Annotated in this window: 10 protein-coding genes; 2 read left to right on the top strand and 8 right to left on the bottom strand. The window is 55.6% G+C overall.

Annotated features, from left to right (window positions below):
- Window positions 1-119 precede the first annotated feature (119 nt).
- The gene (locus AR333_RS05920; RefSeq protein WP_068774362.1) at window positions 120-644 is read left to right on the top strand and encodes a hemerythrin domain-containing protein; all 525 of its coding nucleotides are present in this window, start codon (window positions 120-122) and stop codon (window positions 642-644) included.
- A gap of 127 nt (window positions 645-771) precedes the next feature.
- Here the strand turns inward: AR333_RS05920 and AR333_RS05915 are convergent, their stop codons facing one another.
- Entirely contained in the window at window positions 772-1,248 is a 477-nt protein-coding gene (locus tag AR333_RS05915) for a hypothetical protein (protein ID WP_068774361.1), read from the bottom strand.
- Window positions 1,249-1,770: 522 nt separating this feature from the next.
- Here AR333_RS05915 and AR333_RS05905 point away from each other — a divergent pair.
- Complete coding sequence (locus tag AR333_RS05905) at window positions 1,771-2,496, top strand: Crp/Fnr family transcriptional regulator (protein ID WP_068774359.1); 726 nt, start codon at window positions 1,771-1,773, stop codon at window positions 2,494-2,496.
- Between the two features lie 274 nt (window positions 2,497-2,770).
- Here AR333_RS05905 and AR333_RS05900 read toward each other — a convergent pair whose 3' ends face one another.
- The 7 genes from AR333_RS05900 to AR333_RS05870 all read right to left on the bottom strand — a co-directional run bounded on the left by AR333_RS05900 (window position 2,771) and on the right by AR333_RS05870 (window position 19,928).
- Window positions 2,771-3,562 (bottom strand): formate/nitrite transporter family protein, encoded by a 792-nt coding sequence (locus tag AR333_RS05900; protein WP_068774358.1) that lies wholly within the window; start codon window positions 3,560-3,562, stop codon window positions 2,771-2,773.
- Window positions 3,563-3,629: 67 nt separating this feature from the next.
- Entirely contained in the window at window positions 3,630-3,974 is a 345-nt protein-coding gene (nirD, locus tag AR333_RS05895; protein WP_068774357.1) for a nitrite reductase small subunit NirD, read from the bottom strand.
- Window positions 3,975-4,029: 55 nt separating this feature from the next.
- The gene (gene nirB / locus AR333_RS05890) at window positions 4,030-6,462 is read right to left on the bottom strand and encodes a nitrite reductase large subunit NirB (protein WP_068774356.1); all 2,433 of its coding nucleotides are present in this window, start codon (window positions 6,460-6,462) and stop codon (window positions 4,030-4,032) included.
- Between the two features lie 582 nt (window positions 6,463-7,044).
- The gene (locus AR333_RS05885; RefSeq protein ID WP_068774355.1) at window positions 7,045-10,575 is read right to left on the bottom strand and encodes an AAA family ATPase; all 3,531 of its coding nucleotides are present in this window, start codon (window positions 10,573-10,575) and stop codon (window positions 7,045-7,047) included.
- A gap of 15 nt (window positions 10,576-10,590) precedes the next feature.
- Window positions 10,591-11,775, bottom strand: coding sequence for an exonuclease SbcCD subunit D (locus tag AR333_RS05880; protein WP_068774354.1), 1,185 nt, complete (start codon window positions 11,773-11,775; stop codon window positions 10,591-10,593).
- Window positions 11,776-11,874: 99 nt separating this feature from the next.
- A complete protein-coding gene (gene addA / locus AR333_RS05875) occupies window positions 11,875-16,254 on the bottom strand; it encodes a helicase-exonuclease AddAB subunit AddA (RefSeq protein ID WP_068774353.1) in 4,380 nt (1,459 codons plus the stop codon).
- Entirely contained in the window at window positions 16,251-19,928 is a 3,678-nt protein-coding gene (locus AR333_RS05870) for a PD-(D/E)XK nuclease family protein (protein WP_084783514.1), read from the bottom strand. The genes addA and AR333_RS05870 overlap by 4 nt, the downstream gene beginning before the upstream one ends.
- Window positions 19,929-19,934 lie beyond the last annotated feature (6 nt).

Below are 19,934 nucleotides of genomic sequence, written 5' to 3'. Positions count from 1 at the left end.
ATCATTCGCCCTGACAGCGGGATATCCCGTTATATATTGAAGCGGATCCTTCTTTTCCGCACCTAAGTCCGCAAGTCCGATCGTTTGTCACCCGAAAGACTCGACAGGAGGAATAGATCATGAGTACGTTAACGCTGGAACAACTGCCCTACAACGCAATGGACCCCGGCAGCCAATTATCCGATGCCTTATATTACTTAAAGCAGCAGCATGAATTTCTGGAGGCCGATCTGCTGGAGCTGCAGATGCTTGCCCGCAGCATCGGTACGACAGGTGACCGGGCTGCTTTGAAGATGGAACTGCACGAGCTCAAAGTGCGCGCCGAGCGTTTTCTGAAATTTTTTCAGCAGTACCAGCAGGATGAGCAGGAGACTCTGTTCCCGATCGTCGATCTCTATACCGGTGACAAAATGGGCCCGACGGCTGTTATGAAACAGGAATACAAGATGGCCGTCCATAACCTGCGGTTATTCTTCCAGGCTTGTAAAGAAGAGCAGTCGATGGAAAGCTTGTGTGCCAAACGTTCGGTATCCCATGTACTCCAGTCGTGCTTCATCCTGCTTGAGCATATGCGTAAAGAAAAGGAATGGGTCTTCCCTCTTGCCGAGCAGATGCTGACGGATATTGAGCAGTTTTATTCGTAAAGCAGCCGGAAGCCGGTGTCAGATCACAAGCAGTCTCTCCATTTAAAAAAGAAAGCTGATGCCTTCAGAAAAACGGGCGTCAGCTTTTTGTGCATAGTTACATTCAATATGTCTTCACCCTTCACGGTCAAATACTCCACCGGAATCCTTCCGCTCTAAACTTATCCGCTATTTCGGGGTGGACGAACATCATATTGTAAAATTCCATACCTGTATTCGTGTCCGCGAATCCGGCAATTTCGATATCCGCGGTTCCTGCCAGTTCAGGGTCTTTACCGAAGCCGGGTGTATTAGGCGCAGCCGGTTTATTAAATACATTCAGTGTGAGCTTGTCACCTGCGCTCAGCTTTTGTTTGAGGGTACGCATCATCTGGTCATTATCCGGCCATTCCTCTGGAGCAAACTGGAACTTTTTACTCAAGATTATATAACGCGGATCAATGTTTACCGCTGCCCAAGCTTCTTCATCGGTAGCAAATTCAGCCGATCTCTGTGACAATTCAGGCTCTTTCCCCTGTGCAAAAGCCTCCTTCGGGACTGTCAGCGTAAACTGCTCAAGCCTAGCAACCTCCCGCTCATCCTGACGGATATCGGACCTGATCATGTAAGGCTCCGCCACGATAGGCTGCCCGACCGAGCGGCTAAGTTCAGGGTCTTGGCTGATCGCAGCGAGAGCTTTTTCTTTGTCGGCGTCATCCCCGTATTTAATAAAGGCGGATATTCCAGAACGGAGTATTCTTTGCCGCTTCGTTCATGATCCATATGGCTGTTCAAGGATACGATAAGAGTCAGGATCATAAAAGAACTGCTGAACAAAGAAGCGGTTAGAATCGTCCGCCGGTAATTATCGGACGGATAACGGAAGGCCATCAGCTGCAGAAGTTTCGGCTATAGAACCAGGCATAGAAGTTCTGCGCAGCACAGCACGGATTCGGGCAAGGAGCTCTCTGATTTTTATTCTTATAAAGGGACGAATGAACGCGTCCTGTTGTACGCGGACAATTCCTAAAGTTTGCACTTTTTACCAAAGGGTAATAAAATAGACCGGTGCTGTGACTTTTGTCATATATGATAAAGATCATATCCGTTATACTGGAAGCAGAAGGAATAGAGGAGGAGAAGCCTCATGAATACCGAAACACATCCTGTAATAAACTCCAATCCGCGCAATACCGCTTCTTTTAAAACAGAGAATTTACAGAAGCTGACAGATGCCATGCACGAGCAGAAGCTCCAGCCCGGTTCCTATTTGTTCTGGGAAGGCGATGCGGCTGATAAACTGTATTACATTAAAAGCGGCAGAGTACGCGCTACGAAGTCCACTGACGAAGGCAAAGATCTTGTCCTTTACTTATATCAGCAAGGCGATTTAATCGGAATGATCGACCCCTATGACGATACTAAGCACTGGTACAGTGCCGAGGTGCTCGAAGAATGCGTAATCGGCGTCGCACACAAGAAGGACGTAGAGATGCTCATCTGGCAGAGCGGTGAATTCGCGCTGGAGTTCATGCGCTGGATGGGTCTCGCCCACCGGATGACCCAGACGAAGTACCGCGATATGATGCTGTACGGCAAGCCGGGCGCTCTTTGTTCTACGATCATCCGCTTATCGAACACATACGGTGCACATGAAGATGACGGAACCATCCGAATCACGAAGAAGCTCACCCACTCCGAGCTCTCCGATATGATCGGCTCCACCCGCGAGAGCGTGAACCGCATGTTCAGCGACCTCCGCAAAGCCCAGGCGATCGAAATGGACAATGGCTACATTCTGATCCGTGATCTGGATTACCTCAAAGGCATCTGCCATTGTGAGAACTGCCCCATAGAAGTGTGCCGGATGTAGCCGGTGCACTTTTTTTTGCGTGCAGCCTTAAACATCCCCGGATACCGCTTTACACCGACCATGGACATCGACGACATCAACAAGCCCGGTTGACCGCAGATTGGCCGGAAGACATGCAAAAGAACCTTCTAAGCCCCTGTATGGATGGAGCGGGAAGGTCCTTCATCTGGTAACCCATGAATTTCTCATAAATTAGATCCGAATAATTGTGTCTTTGTGTCTTTGTGAAAGCAAGCACAGTCGTTCGCGGCCGCGATCCTGCCAGGTCCGGGGATTACAGCGTTTTGCCGCCGCCTTTTTTAACGGGTGAGATGAAGTAATAGACCATGCCCACGAAGAAGGCTCCGCCGACGATGTTGCCGAGAGTAACCGGAATCATATTGCTGAACCAGCCGGCAAGCGTAATCGTCTCCGGATGCGGCAGCATTAGAGCCAGTCCAAGGACCGTCATGTTGGCGATGCTGTGTTCATATCCCGAAGCGATAAAGCCGTACAGCATCCAGAAGATCAGGATAAGCTTCGCGGTATCTTCCTTCGCTTTCATCGAAGTCCATATAGCCAGACAGACGAACCAGTTACATAAGATTCCCCGGAAAAAGAGCTGCATGGGGTCCATGTTCATTTTCTTGGCCGCAATGGTCATCAGCAGATGATCCGGCGCTATTTTGGCGAATACGCCCGCTCCCACCACAAGCAGCACCAGAACCATGGCTCCCGCGAAATTCCCGATGTAGCACCAGAACCAGTTCACGAGGGTATCCTTCCAGGTAACCGTGCGCGAGAGAGTCCCGATCGTAAAGATCATATTATTGCCTGTAAAAAGCTCCGATCCTGCGAAGATAACAAGGGTCAGCGCTACTCCGAAAGAGAGGCCCATAACCATCGTCGTGACGGGTGAACCCGCTGCAAACAAGGGAGCTCCGACCGAAAATATAAGGATAATGCCCAGTCCGACATAAGCGCCCGCCAAACCTGCTGCGGCCAAATAGCGGAGCAGGCTATCCGACAGGAACTTTTTCTTCTTTGCGGCCGCAGCCGCCATTTGTTCTACGGTTTCGGTAAACATTGCAGAGTCATCTCCTCGCGGTAGTAAAACAGGATGAAGGGAACAAGAGATCCGAACAGAGGAACATTTAGAGACCGATCAGAACGTCGCTTCCCTCGATTTTAACCGGATAAATTTTCACTTGTCCCGTATCGGGCGCCATTACTTGGCCATCCAGAAGATTAATCTTCCAGTCGTACAGAGGATCGTATAAGGTATGACCCGATACCATTCCCTCGCTAAGCGGGCCTCCCTTACGGTTAGGACTCCGGTTGTCGATGGCGCAAAAGCGCCCATCCGTTAACCGGAAAACCGCAATCTCTTTCTTGTCGACAAAAACCGTCTTACCCAAACGGGGCGGAAAGTCTTCTGAATGACCGACACGGATGTATACGGCATTCTGTTCTTCCAATGCTGCCTGTTCCTGGATCATTTCAATCACTCCTATTCGGTTAGTTAGAGTACAGCCCCTTGCGGGGCTGCCTTATTTAATCCGCTGTGTCTGTACGGGCGACCTTGACTGTTTCGAAGAGCGCCTGCTTGTCTTCCGGGCTGCCGATTACTTTCTGCCAAGGATCTGCTGCACGGGTCAACGCTTCTTCCATTCTCTCCACAAGCCGTTCCCGGTTCTCCAAGTCGTGGACAGCCGCCTGTGCAACGGCAGCAAGCCCGATTCTTTCCACCCAGTCCGAAGTCCTCTCGAGGTATTTGGCTGTTTCCCGGTAATGCTGCAGGATAGCCGCCGAGATATCGATTAATTCCTCGTCTGTTTTCACTTTGGCAATCAGATCAGCCAGTCTGGGCTTGATCCCGCCGTTACCGCCGACATAAATCTCCCAGCCCCCGTCATTCCCGACGATTCCGATGTCCTTCGTACACGCTTCAGCGCAGTTGCGCGGACAGCCGTTTACGGCGAATTTCACTTTGGCCGGCATATCGATCCGCTCAAATTTACGCTCCAGCAGCTGCCCCATCGCCATCGAATCCTGGGTGCCGAACCGGCAGAACGCCGAGCCGACACAAGTCTTCACAGTCCGCAGCGCCTTCGCGTAAGCGTAGCCCGAAGGCATATCGAGCTCCTCCCATACTTTCGGAAGGTCTTCCTTCTCGATCCCCAGTAAGTCGATCCGCTGCCCGCCTGTGATCTTGACGGTTTTGACGCCATATTTGACGGCGGTATCGGCAATCCGTTTGAGATCCTCCGCGGTTGTAACGCCGCCGTAAATCCGCGGCACAACGGCATAGGTGCCGTCTTTATTGATATTGGCGTGGAGGCGTTCGTTGACGAAACGCGATTCTTTCTCCTCGACGTATTCACGCGGCCACATCATGGTCAGGAAGTAGTTCAAAGCCGGACGGCATTTCGAGCAGCCTTCGGGGTTGGTCCACCCCAGCTCTGCCATAACATCCCGGGTGGTCATCAGTTTATGGTCGCGGATTGCAGCTACCACCTCATCACGGCTGTGCGTCGTACATCCGCAGATGCCTTGTGCAGCGGCACCTGTAAAGTGATCTCCGAGCACACTCTGCATTACCTGCTCAACCAGAGGCTTACAGCCCCCGCACGAGCGGCAGGCACCTGTACATCCTTTAACTTCATCAATAGTCGTAAGACCCTGGTCGCGGACCGCTTCGATGATCTGACCTTTCGTTACACCGTTACAGCCGCATACGATATCTTCATCTGCGAGCAGCTCCGCCGCATTCGTCACGGCGGCTTCACCCGCAAGACCCATGATCGACGCATGCATATCGGCCGTCATCAGGGCTCCGGCTTTGATCCACTGCTGAAGCTGGGTCGCCTGTGTCACATCTCCAAACAAGACGCCGCCGACGATCCGGTTGTCGCGGAGCAGCACTTTTTTATACGTATGTCTCCAATCATCCTGCATTTTTACAATCGTCAGCTCCGGTTTATCTATGAATTCTCCTGCCGAGAATACATCTACACCCGAGATTTTGAGCTTAGTGGCGAGTACGGTTCCTTCATAAGGTTTGGTTTCCACGCCGCACAAGTGCTTGGCAAGCACCTGTCCCTGTTCGAACAGCGGGGCAACCAGTCCATAGCAGACGCCTCTGTGCTCGCAGCATTCCCCGACCGCATAGACATCCTCAGCCGTAGTGCGCATGTAATCGTCTACGACAATCCCCCGGTTAACTTCAATGGCTTCGCCACGGGCGACATCGTTGTTCGGCTTAATCCCGACCGCCATCACGACGAATTCCGTATGGAGCTCTGTCCCGTCTGCAAAACGCAGCCCTGTTACGTGGTCATCTCCCATGATTTCCGCGGTCTGTTTCCCCATGGCAAAATGCAGCCCCTGGCGCTCCAGCTCATCCTGAAGCATACGCGAAGCAGCCGGATCAAGCTGCCGTTCCATCAAATCATTCATCAGATGGACGACCGTAACCTCCATGCCCAGCTTCGCCAGCCCTTTAGCCGCTTCGAGACCGAGTAAGCCGCCTCCGATTACTGCCGCTTTCGTCTTCTTCCTGGCAGCCTCCAGCATCCGGTCGCAATCCGCGATATCGCGGAAGCCTACGACGCCCTCTTTGTCAGCACCGGGAATCGGAAGTATAAACGATTTCGAGCCTGTCGCGATCACCAGCTTGTCGTAAGCCACTGCCTCCCCTTGATCGGTGAGTACTTGCCTCGCATCTGTATCAATTCCTGTAACGGTGGTGCCTGTCAATAAACGAATTCCATTCTCGCGGTACCAGTTCCAGTCATTAAGTACAATATCGTCTACCGTTTTGCTGCCCTCCAGAACATACGAGAGCTGAATCCGGTTGTAGTTGGGGTAAGGTTCACTGCCTATAATCGTAATTTCAAATAAATCGGAATTCAGCTTCAAAATCTGTTCAATGACTCCGACGCCTGCCATACCATTCCCGATGAGCACCAGCTTATTTCGCCGCATGCGTATCTCCTCCTGCCGATTGTATATCTTTTATAGCGATAGGGCTGCTCTTAGCAGTAAGAATCCAAGACCGTTTCGTAAGCTGCTCCGAGCGGCATCACTCTTGTTCCACGTCCGGTTCTTTGTCTCCGGTGTCTGTGCCTGATTAAAACCTGCTTGATGAAAACTGCTCTTTTACAAAAGAAGAATGTGAAATTAAGCACATACTTAGTATAAACCGGGGAAGCGGATCGCAGATGTGACGGACATCACATTAGCTTCCAGAAATGTGTACAAGAAGTGAACAAAATGTGAACAGAGCGGAAGGAGAGTATAGGGAATAACCCGGCAACTACATGCAGGATGCGGGTTCCTGACCATGGGAAAGCCGGTTTTTCTGTGAACACGGCTTGCCAGCCGCAGGGCAGCCTATCCTCTTGCCGCATATAAAAAAAGCGCACAACTCAGCTTTCGGCTGAGTTATACGCTCTATAGAACTGTGGGTTACAGAAGGTCAGATGCCTTGATCCGTCCATCCACACGGTTTGAAACAGGCTGCCGGACAGTAACTAACCGTATACGGTATTCACGGTAAGCCGCAGCTTACAGCAGCTCCAGCCGGACACGGCTGCCTCTTCCGGAAGGTTCAGCCGGATCGACAATGAGCTTGCGGGGAAGCCTGGCTCTCAGCTCCGGTACGTGACTGATAACACCGACCGCGAGCCGGTCCATATGAAGCTTCTCCAGAGAGGTGACAACCATATCCAGCAGATCCGGATCCAGCGTACCGAAGCCTTCATCGAGGAAGAAAAACTCAAGCGGTACCTCGCCCTTAAGCTGGATCTGTGCGGACAAAGCAAGCGCCAGCGCGAGCGAAGTCAAGAACGTCTCGCCGCCGGACAGCGTACCGACCGGCCGCTTCACGCCGCCGGAGCCGTCATCCCGGATAACGAAGCCTCCCCCCGAGTCCACTTCAATCGCATAGCGCTGGCGGGTAAGCTGGCCGAGCCGCTGCGACGCCGCGCGGCTCACCTGCATGAGCTGCTCCTCTGCGAGGAACTCCACGAATGCATTCGCTTTGAGCACCGACTGCAGCTTAACCAGCCGGCCGTGCAGCGTCTCTTGCTCCGCGCGCTGATCCTCAAGTCCGCGCCACTGCTCGTGCTTGGCCTGCAGCTCCTCGCAGTCGCGCTCCGCTCTGGCGCGGGCCGCAAGCGCGGCTTCGTCGCTTGCCTGGGCGCCGAGCAGCAGCTGCTGCGCCTGTGCCCAGTCGTCGCCGGTCACCGATCGCCCGGCGAGCTGCGTGTTTAGCTGCGCGAGCCGCGAGCGCAGCGTCTGCTCCCGCTCGCGGTGAATACGCGCCGCCGCTGCCCAGGCGCTGCGCTCGGCTTCGCCGACGTACGCAGCCTGCACGGCGGCGGCATCCGCGAACGCGGATGCTTCCAGCGCTCGGCTCAGTCGCTCCAGCGCTTCGGCAAGCTGGCGCTCAGCCGAAGCGGCAGCCTGCACCGCGGCGCTCAGCCCCTGCGCCGCTTCCTGCTGCTCGCGGCGGGAAGCTTCGTGCGCCTGCTTCGCCCGCTCGCAGCGGCTGCGGAGCGCTTCGAGCTCGGCCGCGGCCGCCTCGATCTGGCGCGGCACCGGCTCGCTGCCGGCGCGTCCCTGCAGCTGCTGCGACTTCTCAGCGGCGAGCTGCGTCAGCCCCTGCAGCTTCGTTGTGAGCTGCAGGACGGTTTTGTCCAGCTCCGCCGAATCGTTGCGGAGCTGTTCGAGCTTAGCCAGCACCCCGTCGATGAACGGGATGCTCTTCTCTATGCGGGCGCTCAGCTCCTCCGCCTGCTGCTCCTGCTCGTGAAGCTGCTTCAGCCGCGCTTCCACATCTTCCTGCTTCAGGCCGTCCGCGCCGTGCCGCTCGTGCCACTGCGCGTCCTGCTCGCGGATCGCCTGCTCCAGCGCGGAAGCTTTGGCTTCATCTGCTTGAAGCAGTCCCCGCAAGGAGCGCAGTTCGGCTTCGCTGCTCCGCGCCGCTGATTCAAGCGGACGTAAGCGCCGCAGAAGAGACTGGTAAGCCTCTTCCAGCTCCGCCGCCGCCATGGCGAACAACCGCATACGGGCTTCCATCCGTTTCCATGCATCTGCCAGGCGGTTTCCATTGTCTTCCGCATCCGGATCTGGAGAAGAAGAATTTTCAAGCGATCCAGGATTCTCTGGAAGATCACTTCCTGATTCCCCCTCAGCACTTGCAGTTGCGGCAGCCGCTTCCGCAATCATGCCGACGGATGACCCTGTCGCTTGCAGCAGTGCTTGGTTAGAATCTGTACTCCCGTGTTCTTTTGCCCGTTTCACGAGAGCATCCAGGGCAAGCAGATGTTTGTCCGCCTGGACACCGGCTGTCCGGTACTGTTGAATAAGCTTCTCACATTCTTCTATCTCCCTCAGACCGTCAGCAGCCGGCCGGCCGGCTGCAGGCAATGATCGATTGTGATGCGGAGCCGGATGTTCCACAGCTCCGCACACCGGGCACGCCTCCCCCACCTGCAGCTGCTCCGCCAGCTTGGCAGCCAGCTGGTCCAGTTCCGCTGCACGCTCTTCGGCTCTGCGCGCTTCAAGCAGGCGGATTGCCGCAGCCTCGCTAGTGTGCAGCTGCTCCCTCAGCCCGGAAGTCTCCTGCTGCTCCTCTAGGACACGGCCCATCCAGTCCACCAGATCCCCGGCCCAGACTTTCATCTCCCGTGCGGAAGCAGCAGCTTCCTGCTCCTTCGTCCGAATTTGTTCCTGTCTGCGCTTATTCTCGGCAGCAAGTTCACTCAAGCGCCTCTTATCTCCATCAAGCTGTCTTTTGTCATCCATCGCCTGCTGGAGTTTACTCCGAAGCTCGTATCCCACCTGTACCGATTTAAGAGCTTCTTTTAATTCCGCCTGTCTGGCTAGCGCTTTATCTTTCGTGTCGGATTCTTTGCGGTATGCTTCCTTCGTTTGAACAAGCTCGCGGGTCAGCTCCTTCTCCTGCTGCTGCATATCCCGGCACTGAATGTAAAGGGCCTCGAGCTCTTTCTCCTGCTCCAGAGCCTGATTAAGGTGCTCCAGCCGGATAAGAAGCGGCTCTTCCCGCTTCCCCAACTCCGCCTGCGCCTGCCCCGACACCTGAGCGGCTGCCGTGAGCTTCCGGTCGGCTTCCTCTGCAAGAATCCGGGTCTCCTCCAGCCGGCTTCTCTGCTTGGTTTCCGCTGCCGCAGCCGCTTCCTGATGTTCCACGTAAGGCCGGAGCTTCTCTGCCTCTTCTGCGCGTTTGACGCGTTCTTCTCTTGCACGCACAGCTGATTCTTCCTGCTCCAGCTTCATCCGCTGCACATGGATCTGCCCCACTTCCTCTTGCAGGGACAAGATACTTTTCATCTCGTCATGCCGCTTCACCGCTTCCTGGAGCGTTTTACGCTGCTCTGCTGCGTAAAGATCAGCTTCTTTCCTTCGCTGCTCGGCACTTGCCAGCGCCTCAGCCGAAGCGTCCCCCAGTCCCTGCTGCCGGGCTGCAAGCTGTTTCAGCAGGCCGTCCGCTTCTTTCAGCTTGCCGCTTACTCGCGCACTCAGCTGATCTCCGTACGCCTCCAGGTGAAACAGCCGCTGAAGCATTTGGCGTCGGTCTTTGCCCGTCAGCGACAGGAACTCGGCGAATTTCCCCTGCGGAAGTACTACGGCGCGTGTGAAATCCTGCATAGACAAACCGAGAACATGCTGAACCTGATGCGTCACATCGGTTGATTTATCTGCCAGCACAACCGGCTCTTCTCCGCTGAGCCGGACAAAGCGGCTTACCGTATTCGTTACGGATACATCCGTGCCGCGTTTGAACTGACGGTCCACTCTGTACCGGACCGGTCCCTCCGGATAACTGAGCTGGAAAGTAAACGAGACAGCCAGCGTATTCTCCGCATGATTCATAATCCCTTGAGTACCGCCTGAAGCCCGCTCTACTTTACCGTAGAGCGCAAGGGTAATCGCATCAAGAATCGAGGATTTACCGCTTCCGGTCGGTCCGAATATCCCGAACACGCCCGCATCGCACAGCTGCGTAAAATCAATTTCCTGTGTTTCCCGGTAGCTCTGCAAACCGGACATTTGCAACATAATTGGACGCATATGCTTCGTCTCCTCCTATTCCGCCGTCTCTGGATTCCCTGTCTCGTCCTGCAGCAATTCCATAAACAGCCGGACCAGCTCCGGTTCAGGCACGGCTCCCCCTGTCTGCCGCTCATAGAAGCGCCGGAACAGCTCATCGACCGGAAGACCGGCCGTTGAGGCTGCCGCCGTCTCTTCCTGCGCACTGAGCAACGGGTAAACAGGCTTAATGTGTATAAAGCCTCCGTGCGCTTTACGAAGTGTCTGTATTTCGTGCAGAGACATCGCTTCGCTCACATGGATTTCCAGGTCAATCCAGGCATTAGCGTCGCGTCCCTCATCCAGCCAGCGGTGAATCTCCGCCAATCCGTCTTTTGCCTTCCACTTTACCAGAGGCCTTCCCGATAACAGAAAAACTTCCTCCATCACAGCCGGCTCTCCCGGCTTCACGTCCAGAACCGTAACGGATTTAGCCTGACCCGCTTCGGAAAAGCTGTAGGCAAGAGGCGATCCGCAGTAACGGATGGGGCTTGCTCCCTTCATGGTCTGGGGCCGGTGCAGGTGGCCGAGCGCCACATACTGCGCGCCGACATCCAGTGCCGACGTGTCCACGGTATACGCTCCGCCAACCTGAATCGGGCGCTCCGATTCACTCTCATTGCCGCCCAGCACATAAAGGTGGCTCATCAGCAGATTAACGGTATCCGGGCTGAAACCGGCTGTCTGGGTCCGCACCAACTCTCCCACTCGTTCGGAATAGGCACGCCTCAGAACTTCCTCTCCGGCATCGTCGCTAAGCAGCTCGCCCAGTCTCGATTCGGACGGATAAGGCAGCGCAAACAGCTTAGCCGTCTCACCCGTCCGCGAAACACCGATCTCCAGAAGCCCCGCCTTGGGCAGACCAATCAGCGTAATTCCCTGCGCACGGGCGATCGGAGATGATGCTCCGAGCCTGTCCGGATGGTCGTGGTTGCCCGAGATCACGACAACTTGACGGCGTCCATCCTCAGAAAGCCGCGACAGAGCTTCATAGAAGAGCTGCTCAGCCGCAGCCGGCGGATTGACCGTGTCATACACATCCCCTGCCAGCAGCACAAGATCAATGTTTCCTTCCTTGACGATCCCGACAAGTTCATCGACGAAAGCCACTTGTTCATCAAACCGGCTGCGGCCCTCCAAAGTACGGCCCAAATGCCAGTCTCCCGTATGCAGTACTCGCATAACTAGTCCCCCAACTCTTTTTGACAAAATCTTCAATTGAATACATTCATAATTTCCCGTTCAGCGCCGTCTATCTCGCGTTTAATTCTGGCCAAACCACTATCTTTCGAGCTCCACCACATGTCCTCCGTCAAAAAAGAACAAATACGTTGCGGCCAGCTTCCGCCGCCAAATGGTTTCCACAGCCTGCGCATAGAGCCCAATCTGCACTTTATATCTCTCTTTCAATTGAGGAATTCCTACACCCTTGACCTTATCCGTCTTGTAATCCAGAAGAACAAGCCCGTCCGGCGTCTCGAACAAACAGTCCACTACCCCTTGCACCAGCACGGTTTCGAGGCGGGTAGCCGAATCGGCATGCGGGTACACGGTTCCGGCAGGCAGTCCCAGGCTAAACGGCACCTCCCGCCATACCCGATCGGACGAAGCCAGGCTTGCACCCAGCTCAGAGGCAAAGAATCCCGTAATGATCTCCGCATCAATCACCCGGCCTTGTGCGGGTGTAATTAGTTCTTTGGCGATCATCTCCTGTACCGTGACCCTTACCGTATCTGCCGTGACATTCCCAAGCGGAATATGCTGCATAACGGCGTGGAACACCGTTCCGCGCTCTGCCGACGTCAGCTTCTTTTCTTCCATAAAAGCAGGCCTTCTGAACAGGGAGGAACGGGCTGCAGGCGTTGAATCGGTCTTATCTCCGGTCGCTTCCTGCTTGGAATCATTGGAATCAACCATGGAATCAACTACAGGAGTATCCTCAGAACCCGTTAACAGCAATTGTTCGGATATGAAATCAAGCGGCATTCCCGCCCTCGCCACACTGTTCTCTTTACTCGTGGACGAGGAGCTTGGCAATTGACCGGCTTCAGGCGATAACGATGTCGTCTCTATGGATAACGGCGCGCCTTCTCCCGCCGCCATTTTGAGCAGCCGTGTCGGCAAAATCAGTCCGCTTCCGGGACTTGGCATGAGCTGAGCCGCAGGCTTCTCATCTTGACCAGCCCCGCCGGTACGCTCCGCCAGCCGCTTCAGCTCGGACACAGAAGTTTTGGAGAAATAGGCCGTAGATTGAGCATACGGATATGTCCAAGACAATGACTTCGCAAGCGGCACATCCCATTCGCTGGAAAAGGTAGACACCCGGTTAAGCGTCTTTAACGCTTCGAGGCGATCGGCCTGAATCGTTACGGCTTCATCCGCTTTACCCATTGCGGCCAGCGTATCCGGCGTCAACACTTCAAAGTGCCACAGGGAACTGTCAGCCGCAAGCGAAGCAGGTACGCGCTCCGGAAGTCCGGCACGCTCCCGCCACAAGCTTGCATCCTTGTGGCGCATTAAGGATGGTCCGAGCCAGTCCATGTAGCTGCGGGCACGCGCCACTTCATCATCCGGCAGCGCCCAGCTGCCGTGCTCCAGATAGCGGCTCCAACCGAGCAGAGCCTTGTCCAGCGAACGGACCGTACCGAGCAGGTAGAGCTTCTCCCTCGCTCGCGTTAATGCCACGTAGAGCACGCGAAGCTCTTCGGACAGCGTTTCGATCCGCATGCGCCGTTTGATGGCAAGCTGCGGAAGTGTCGGGTAGGCGATCCGCAGCTCCGTATCGACAAAGCGCGGACCGAACCCGAGTTCCTTATGAATCAGAAACGGGTCAAGCAGATCGCGCTGGTTGAACATTTTGCCAAGACCGGCGACGAATACGACCGGGAACTCCAGTCCTTTACTCTTATGGATGGACATGATCCGTACCACATTTTCCTGCTCGCCAAGCGCCCGTGCCGTACCCAGGTCTCCTCCGGTTTCCTTCATCCGCTCGATAAAACGCAGAAAGCGGAATAGCCCGCGCAGTGAGGTGCTTTCGTACTGGCGTGCCCGGTCATAAAGCGCCCTTAGATTCGCCTGGCGCTGCAGACCTCCGGGCATAGCGCCTACAAAATCAAAATAACCCGTATCTCCATAGATCTGCCAGATCAAACGGGCCAAGGAGCCCTGCCGGGCCTCACTCCGCCACTGGCCGAGCCGCTCAAGGAAATCTCTGATCTTGCCGTGGAGCTCCGGGTCCGGTTTCCACCCGGCGGCATCCTGGAGACCGGAATCGGCAGGCTGACTTGACGCGGAACCGCCTTCCGCATAGGAGCGGACTGCTTCGTAGTAAGGGATATTCTTGCCGGTAATCCGCAAAGATGCCAGCTGCTCAGCCGTCAATCCGACTATAGGAGAGCGTAACACCGCAGCAAGCGGCACATCCTGATAAGGGTTATCAATTACTTTGAGCAGCGCCAGCATGACTTCCACTTCCGTTGCGGTAAAGTATCCCGTATTCAGATCCGCATAAGCGGGTATTCCCAGCAGGCGCAATTCCTCGATAAATATAGGCGACCACTGCTGAGTGGCACGAAGCAGAACTACGATATCCCGGTACGTGGCCGTCCGCATGCTGCCGGATCTTTTGTCATATACAAGGGAAGGCTCCCCTGTCTCAGGCTCCAGCATATTCCTGATCTTGAGCGCGATTGCCCGCGCCTCCATTTGAGCCGTTTCTAGCTCCTGGCCTTCAAGCAGCATGCCGGTTTCGTCGCCCGAAGCCGTTTCGCCCAGGTCTTCTGCGCCCTCATCGCCATCCGTATAGTCGGATTCTCCGCTTGGCTGGGAAGCGGCGGAACGATCAATGAGCAGCATTTCAACTGCGAGATTCTGACTCTCCGAGGCCGGATAAGAAGCGCCGTTCACCAGCTCGGCCCGCGCATCGTATGCGATATCTCCGACACCTTCGTTCATAATCTGCCGAAAAATGAAGTTAACGGCATCGACGACTTCCTGCCGGCTCCGGAAATTCCGCGCAAGATCAATCCGCCGGCCCGGTCCGCCTCCTTCGCTTCTGTAGGTCCTGTATTTCTCCAGGAAAAGGGCCGGCTCTGCCAGACGGAACCGGTAGATACTCTGCTTCACGTCGCCTACCATAAACCGGTTACCCGGCACAGGCTCCGAGATCAGTTCCACAATGGCTTCCTGCACACGATTCGTATCCTGATACTCATCGAGCAGCACCTCGGCAAACTGCTCGCGGAATTCGATAGCCGCACGCGAAGGAATCAGCTCCGCAGGATTCGATTCAGGCGCGCGCAGGATACGGAGGCAGAAATGCTCCAAGTCTGCAAAATCAACTAGTCCTTTGGCCGCTTTGGCCTGACGGTAGCGCTCTGAGAAGTCGATAACCAGATCGACCAGAATATGAATGACCGGCGCCATTTGACGGGTTTCCGCCAGAAATTGCCCCGGCGGACGCCCGAACAGTTCTTCCCGGAGCGAAGTAATCCGTTCTTTGGCCCGGCTGCGCATATCTTTGACCTGCTCTTGCAGCATCGGATCGGCTTCATCCTTTTTGCAGGCTTTGAGCTTGCCGAACGTTACAGCTTGAAAAGCACTGTACAGGATCTCCCAGGAATGATGATCGGCAATTTCCAACAGTCCGCTCACAACCGCTAGATCATCCTGAAGGGCGGCTTCATACGGATAGGGCCCGCCAGGCTGTCCGGTAAGTTCAATGGCCTGCTTCAGCAGCTCCGCAGTCCCCTGAAGTTCAAGCCGGACATCTGCGGTCAGGCTGTCCAGCCAAAAATCTGCGGGTGCTCCCTGACCGGTTTCTACTCCGGTGACTTCGATGTCTTTAGCGATTTCGGTTTCTTCAAGCTCAAGAGGGGTTTCATTGCGGTCAGTCCCCTCACTCATTACCGCAGAAGCAGCTGCCGCAGCTTCTTTATACGCTTCGTTCAAGGCCCCGATTGCTGCCGCTCTTTGCGTCTGGCCTTCCATGGTGTTCCCTGCGGCTTGATGAACAGCGGGCCCGGGACCGAACATCGCCGCCATCTCGCGCAGCCAATGCTCCGGCCATGGATGGCTCCGAGACTCATCGTACAGCTTCTGAATCAGCAGGTGCAGAGGGACATCGCTCCGCTCTCCGCCGAATGTATCGACAAGCCGCCAGAAGGGACTGTCTTCCACACTGTCCCCGTAGTACTGCTCCATCATCTCTTCCAACTGATCATGACGCATCAGCTCGGCTTCTGTCTCATTCGCAATGCGGAAGCCCGGGTCAAGCTGGATGAGGCTGTAGTGTCTGCGGATCACTTCCAGACAAAAAGAATGCAGAGTCGTCACGGAAGCCCGACCCATAAGGGCGAGCTGACGCTTCAGATGCTGTGAATCGGGCCTCTCCGTCAGCTCCTTTTCCAGCGCCTCGCGAATCCGCTGCTTCATTTCGGCCGCAGCCGCTTTCGTGAACGTGGCAACGAGCAGGCGGTCCACATCCAGAGGAGCGGATTCGTCCGATATGCGGCGGATAATCCTTTCGACCAGCACGGCTGTTTTACCGGAGCCTGCTGCTGCCGCTACGAGCATATTCTGTCCCTTCAAGGAAATCGCGTCCCATTGTTCGTCCGTCCAGGTACTCCCTGCCGGTTTACTTACTGAATCAGTTTTCATGCGTCCCGTTCCCCCTTCCCGCTTTCCCGACTGTCCGGCTGCGTTTTTGAAAGCTCGGCCCATACGCGCTCACGGCCCATTTTGATCATATGATTAGGCTCATTGCCTTCCAGCACCGGATCGAATTGGCACACGGCCTTATACGAACAGTGCTGACAGGCTGATTTATTGCCGGTCCGGTAAGGCGTGATATCCACGCGTCCATCCGTAATTTCCGTCCCGATATCCCGGATTCTGCTGCGTACAAATCCGCGCAGCGTATCCCACTGCTCCTCCGATGCGACGGATGAAGATTTATAGAAGCCCCCGTCCTTGGACAATGCCGCCGGGACAAGCTGAGAGTGTCCGCTGGCATCCTGGAGTCCGCTGTCCATCATTCGTACAACGTCAGGATCGGCCATGAGCAGGCCTTTCATTTTATACCGTTTGCGCAGCTCTTTCTCGATATCCTGCACGTTCATTCCATTCGTAAACTGAAGCAGAGGGTTGTGAACGTGGAAATACAGCACGCCCGCAGGCGTAGCCGACATCCCGAGCCACTCCGGTGCATGCGTAAGAATAACGTCCAGGTACGTCAGCATTTGCAGGGACAAGCCGTAATAGACGCTGGACAAATCCAGTGCTGTCGGACTCGACTTGTAGTCGATGACTCTCAGGAGCAGGCCGCTGTCTCCCTGCGCCTGATCCACCCGATCGATCCGGCCGACAATTTCCATCGTGCAGCCATTATCGAGCTGGAAGTTCAAGGATGGCAGCGTCCCGCCCGGTCCAAAGTCGATTTCGAGGCCGACAGGCGCGAACCGGCTGCGTTTGGCATGCTCACCGAGCATAATCGCCGCTTTACCGACCACTTGCTTGAGTTTATGAGAGATATAGCGATATCGTTTGGAGCTCAGCAGGATCTCGCCCTGCAGTCTTGGAGCAAGCCGGTCAACCACATCCGATGTCCGTTTGTAAGTCTCCGTACTAGACAATGATGCCCAGTCGACCTTGTCCTCCTGAATACCCTTTACGAACAAATTCAATGCCCCGTGAAAAAGCTGTCCGATATCCGGCGCTTCAAGCCGGAAAACTCTGCGCTCCCTGAGCTTCAGGCCATGCGTCAGAAAATGGGAAAACGGACACGCTACATAACGTTCCATCCGGGACACGCTGGCACGGAGATGCCGGCCGTACAAGAGACGGCTGGTCTCTCTGGGCAGCCGCTCTTCCCTGTTGGAATAAAGCAGGCCTTGGACGAGGCGGTGCATACTCCCGCGCCACTGCGGCTCGGAAGCGAAATAATTATACGTCCCCCACCAGACATCCCCTATGGCCGCTCCCCGCATCCACTGCTTAAGCTGCACGCCAAGATAGGACAACGCTCTGGCCGGGCTGGCCATATAAGCAAGCTGCTCTGATGCGGACATCGCAGGGGACGGCTCGCCCATCCACTGCACTTCCTTGAGATCGGGCAGCAGACCCTTGATCTGCCGGATCAGCTCCGATGGAAGCAAAGACTTCCCTTCCTCATCGGCGAGCGGATACGACAAAGACAGCTGCCGGCTGGGTACAGCCAAGGAGGAATAAATCAGGAAGGATTCATCCAGCAGCCGTCTGCGGTTGCCGTCCGCCATCGGCAGACCCGTCTGCAGAAGCAGCTCCCGCTCCGCTTCGGCCAGTACGCCGTCTTCTGCCTGAGAGGCAGGAATTACACCATCACTTACGCCTAGAATAAAAGCGTACCGGATTTTCATCGAACGAGTCCGGTCCATACTGCCGACGAGAACCTGGTCAAGCGCCGGTGGTACGAGTCCGAGCTTGATGCTCTCCAGACCCGTCTCCAGCAGCTCGGCATAGAGTTCGGCCGAAATTTCTTCATCGCCCATCAGCTCGACAAGCTGGTCGAACAAGTCCATCAGGCTGCCCCATAACTGGCTGTGCTCACGCGCCTTCTCCGGTTTGCCGGCCTGCACGGCCTCCGTATGCCAAGCTTCCAGCCTCTCCGGTGCATGCACGTCCGTCAAAAGTTCATAAAGCGCTTCGGTTCTGGCGCTTACGGTTTTGGATTTGCGAAGGCGCTTCTGAAAACGCAAAAGCGGCTGCGCCACCCACTCCCTGGTTTGCTGAATCTCTTGCAGAAACTTCTCCTCGGCCGCATTTGCCGCTGTTTCTTCCTCTTCCAGCGACGCCCGGGACCGGTGGGTCCACGGTTTGCCATCTGTCCATCTGCTCCCCTGGATCCCGTAGGACAGCACGTAGTTCTCGAGCCGGTCCATGGCGGCTCTCAGCTCCGTCAAAGTCAGATCCGCCGCTGCCGGAGCTTCCATAGCCTCCGCTGCGGCCTGCTCAGCGGAATCAGCCCCTTGAGGGGAGCTGCTCTCGTTCCCGGCCTGTGCAGCGCCGGAGGGAGTCCACGGCAGCAGCAGGTCTGTTTTGACGCACCGGAACACAGCGTCATATCTCCAGTTGTGCAGCACGACTTCCAGCGCAGACCGGATGAATTCGGCTAACGGATGATGGAGAACCGTTCTTTTCTGGTCAAAGAAATGAGGAATGCCGTAATCCGTAAAGGTTGTTTCCAGCAGATCCTCATAATGCCCCATATCACGCACCATCACGGCCATATCTCGCCAGCGGACACCCTGCTCACGCGCAAGCTTCGTCATTTCCCTGGCCACGCCCTCGGCTTCCGCCCGGCGGTTCACAGCCGCATACAGAGTGACCTGCTCGCGCTCCGCAGATTTGCCGGCAGGCCAATAAGGCTTTGCATACCGTCCCACACGCTGCTCGAAGTTCTGCTCGAGATGCGCCAGCATCGGACTGGCCGCAAAGCGGGGCTTAATAGCCGGCTCTACGACAATCGTTTCAGCGGGCCCTCCGTCTATCTCATCCAGCAGCTCTTGAAGCTGCACCATCGTCCTGGCGGTCGGATGGAACAAATCAAGCTCCTCCGGAATCTCTCCGGCATAATAAGGCCTATTCAGGCAAAGCGACACGCTTATTTCCCTGCCGGTCCGGAACAGCTCCCTGACTACCCTGAGCTCTTGGGGTGTAAAGCCATGAAAGCCGTCGATCCAAATACGCGCATCCTGCATATACCGGGATTGCCCCAGTTCTTCTGCCAGCTTCGCAAGCGTACCCTCTCCGTCCAAATAGCGGACCGATATTTCTTCTTCAAATGCCGAATAAATGACTTGAAGGTCACGCATTTTGTCACGAAGCAGCTGCTTGCGGCTGCCCAGAAATTCTTCATAAGTCTCCACGTGGCGGCTGAGCCCGTCTCCGGTCACGCAGTAACGTCTCCATTCGGCGAACAAATCGTTTAAACGATCAACAAAACCGGTCTGTTCATAGACAGATTGATAAAATCGGAGATCATCCTTACGCTTATGTAAAAGCTTGTGAAGGAGAAGCTTCTTGCCCACATCATCAATCGGTTGTCTCGCGGTTCCGCCTCTTTCCTGCATAATCCTCCATGCGAGGCGGCGGAAGCTGAGCACCTGGGCACGGATCGTCCCGCCCACATCCGGATGGTCGACCAGCGCAAGCTCCGTCTGGAAAGTGGCCTGCTCGGGGACGATCAGAATGAGTGGAGGCCCATCCGGCTCTTTCTTCAATTCTTGTATCATTTCGTCCATGCACAGCTGGCTCTTGCCGCTTCCTGCACGGCCTACAATAAATCGTACCTTCAAGGGAAT

This window comes from Paenibacillus sp. FJAT-26967 (genome assembly GCF_001541095.1).
In the GTDB taxonomy this organism is placed as follows: domain Bacteria; phylum Bacillota; class Bacilli; order Paenibacillales; family NBRC-103111; genus Paenibacillus_F.
Note: the sequence above shows the minus strand (reverse complement) of the source record. Positions and strands in the feature narration are given on the sequence as shown.

Excerpts from the sequence above, each read along its gene's own strand:
- AR333_RS05920 (WP_068774362.1), top strand. The coding sequence starts at position 120 with ATGAGTACGTTAACGCTGGAACAACTGCCCTACAACGCAATGGACCCC.
- AR333_RS05915 (WP_068774361.1), bottom strand. The coding sequence starts at position 1,248 with ATGATCAGGTCCGATATCCGTCAGGATGAGCGGGAGGTTGCTAGGCTT.
- AR333_RS05905 (WP_068774359.1), top strand. The coding sequence starts at position 1,771 with ATGAATACCGAAACACATCCTGTAATAAACTCCAATCCGCGCAATACC.
- AR333_RS05900 (WP_068774358.1), bottom strand. The coding sequence starts at position 3,562 with ATGTTTACCGAAACCGTAGAACAAATGGCGGCTGCGGCCGCAAAGAAG.
- nirD (WP_068774357.1), bottom strand. The coding sequence starts at position 3,974 with ATGATCCAGGAACAGGCAGCATTGGAAGAACAGAATGCCGTATACATC.
- nirB (WP_068774356.1), bottom strand. The coding sequence starts at position 6,462 with ATGCGGCGAAATAAGCTGGTGCTCATCGGGAATGGTATGGCAGGCGTC.
- AR333_RS05885 (WP_068774355.1), bottom strand. The coding sequence starts at position 10,575 with ATGCGTCCAATTATGTTGCAAATGTCCGGTTTGCAGAGCTACCGGGAA.
- AR333_RS05880 (WP_068774354.1), bottom strand. The coding sequence starts at position 11,775 with ATGCGAGTACTGCATACGGGAGACTGGCATTTGGGCCGTACTTTGGAG.
- addA (WP_068774353.1), bottom strand. The coding sequence starts at position 16,254 with ATGAAAACTGATTCAGTAAGTAAACCGGCAGGGAGTACCTGGACGGAC.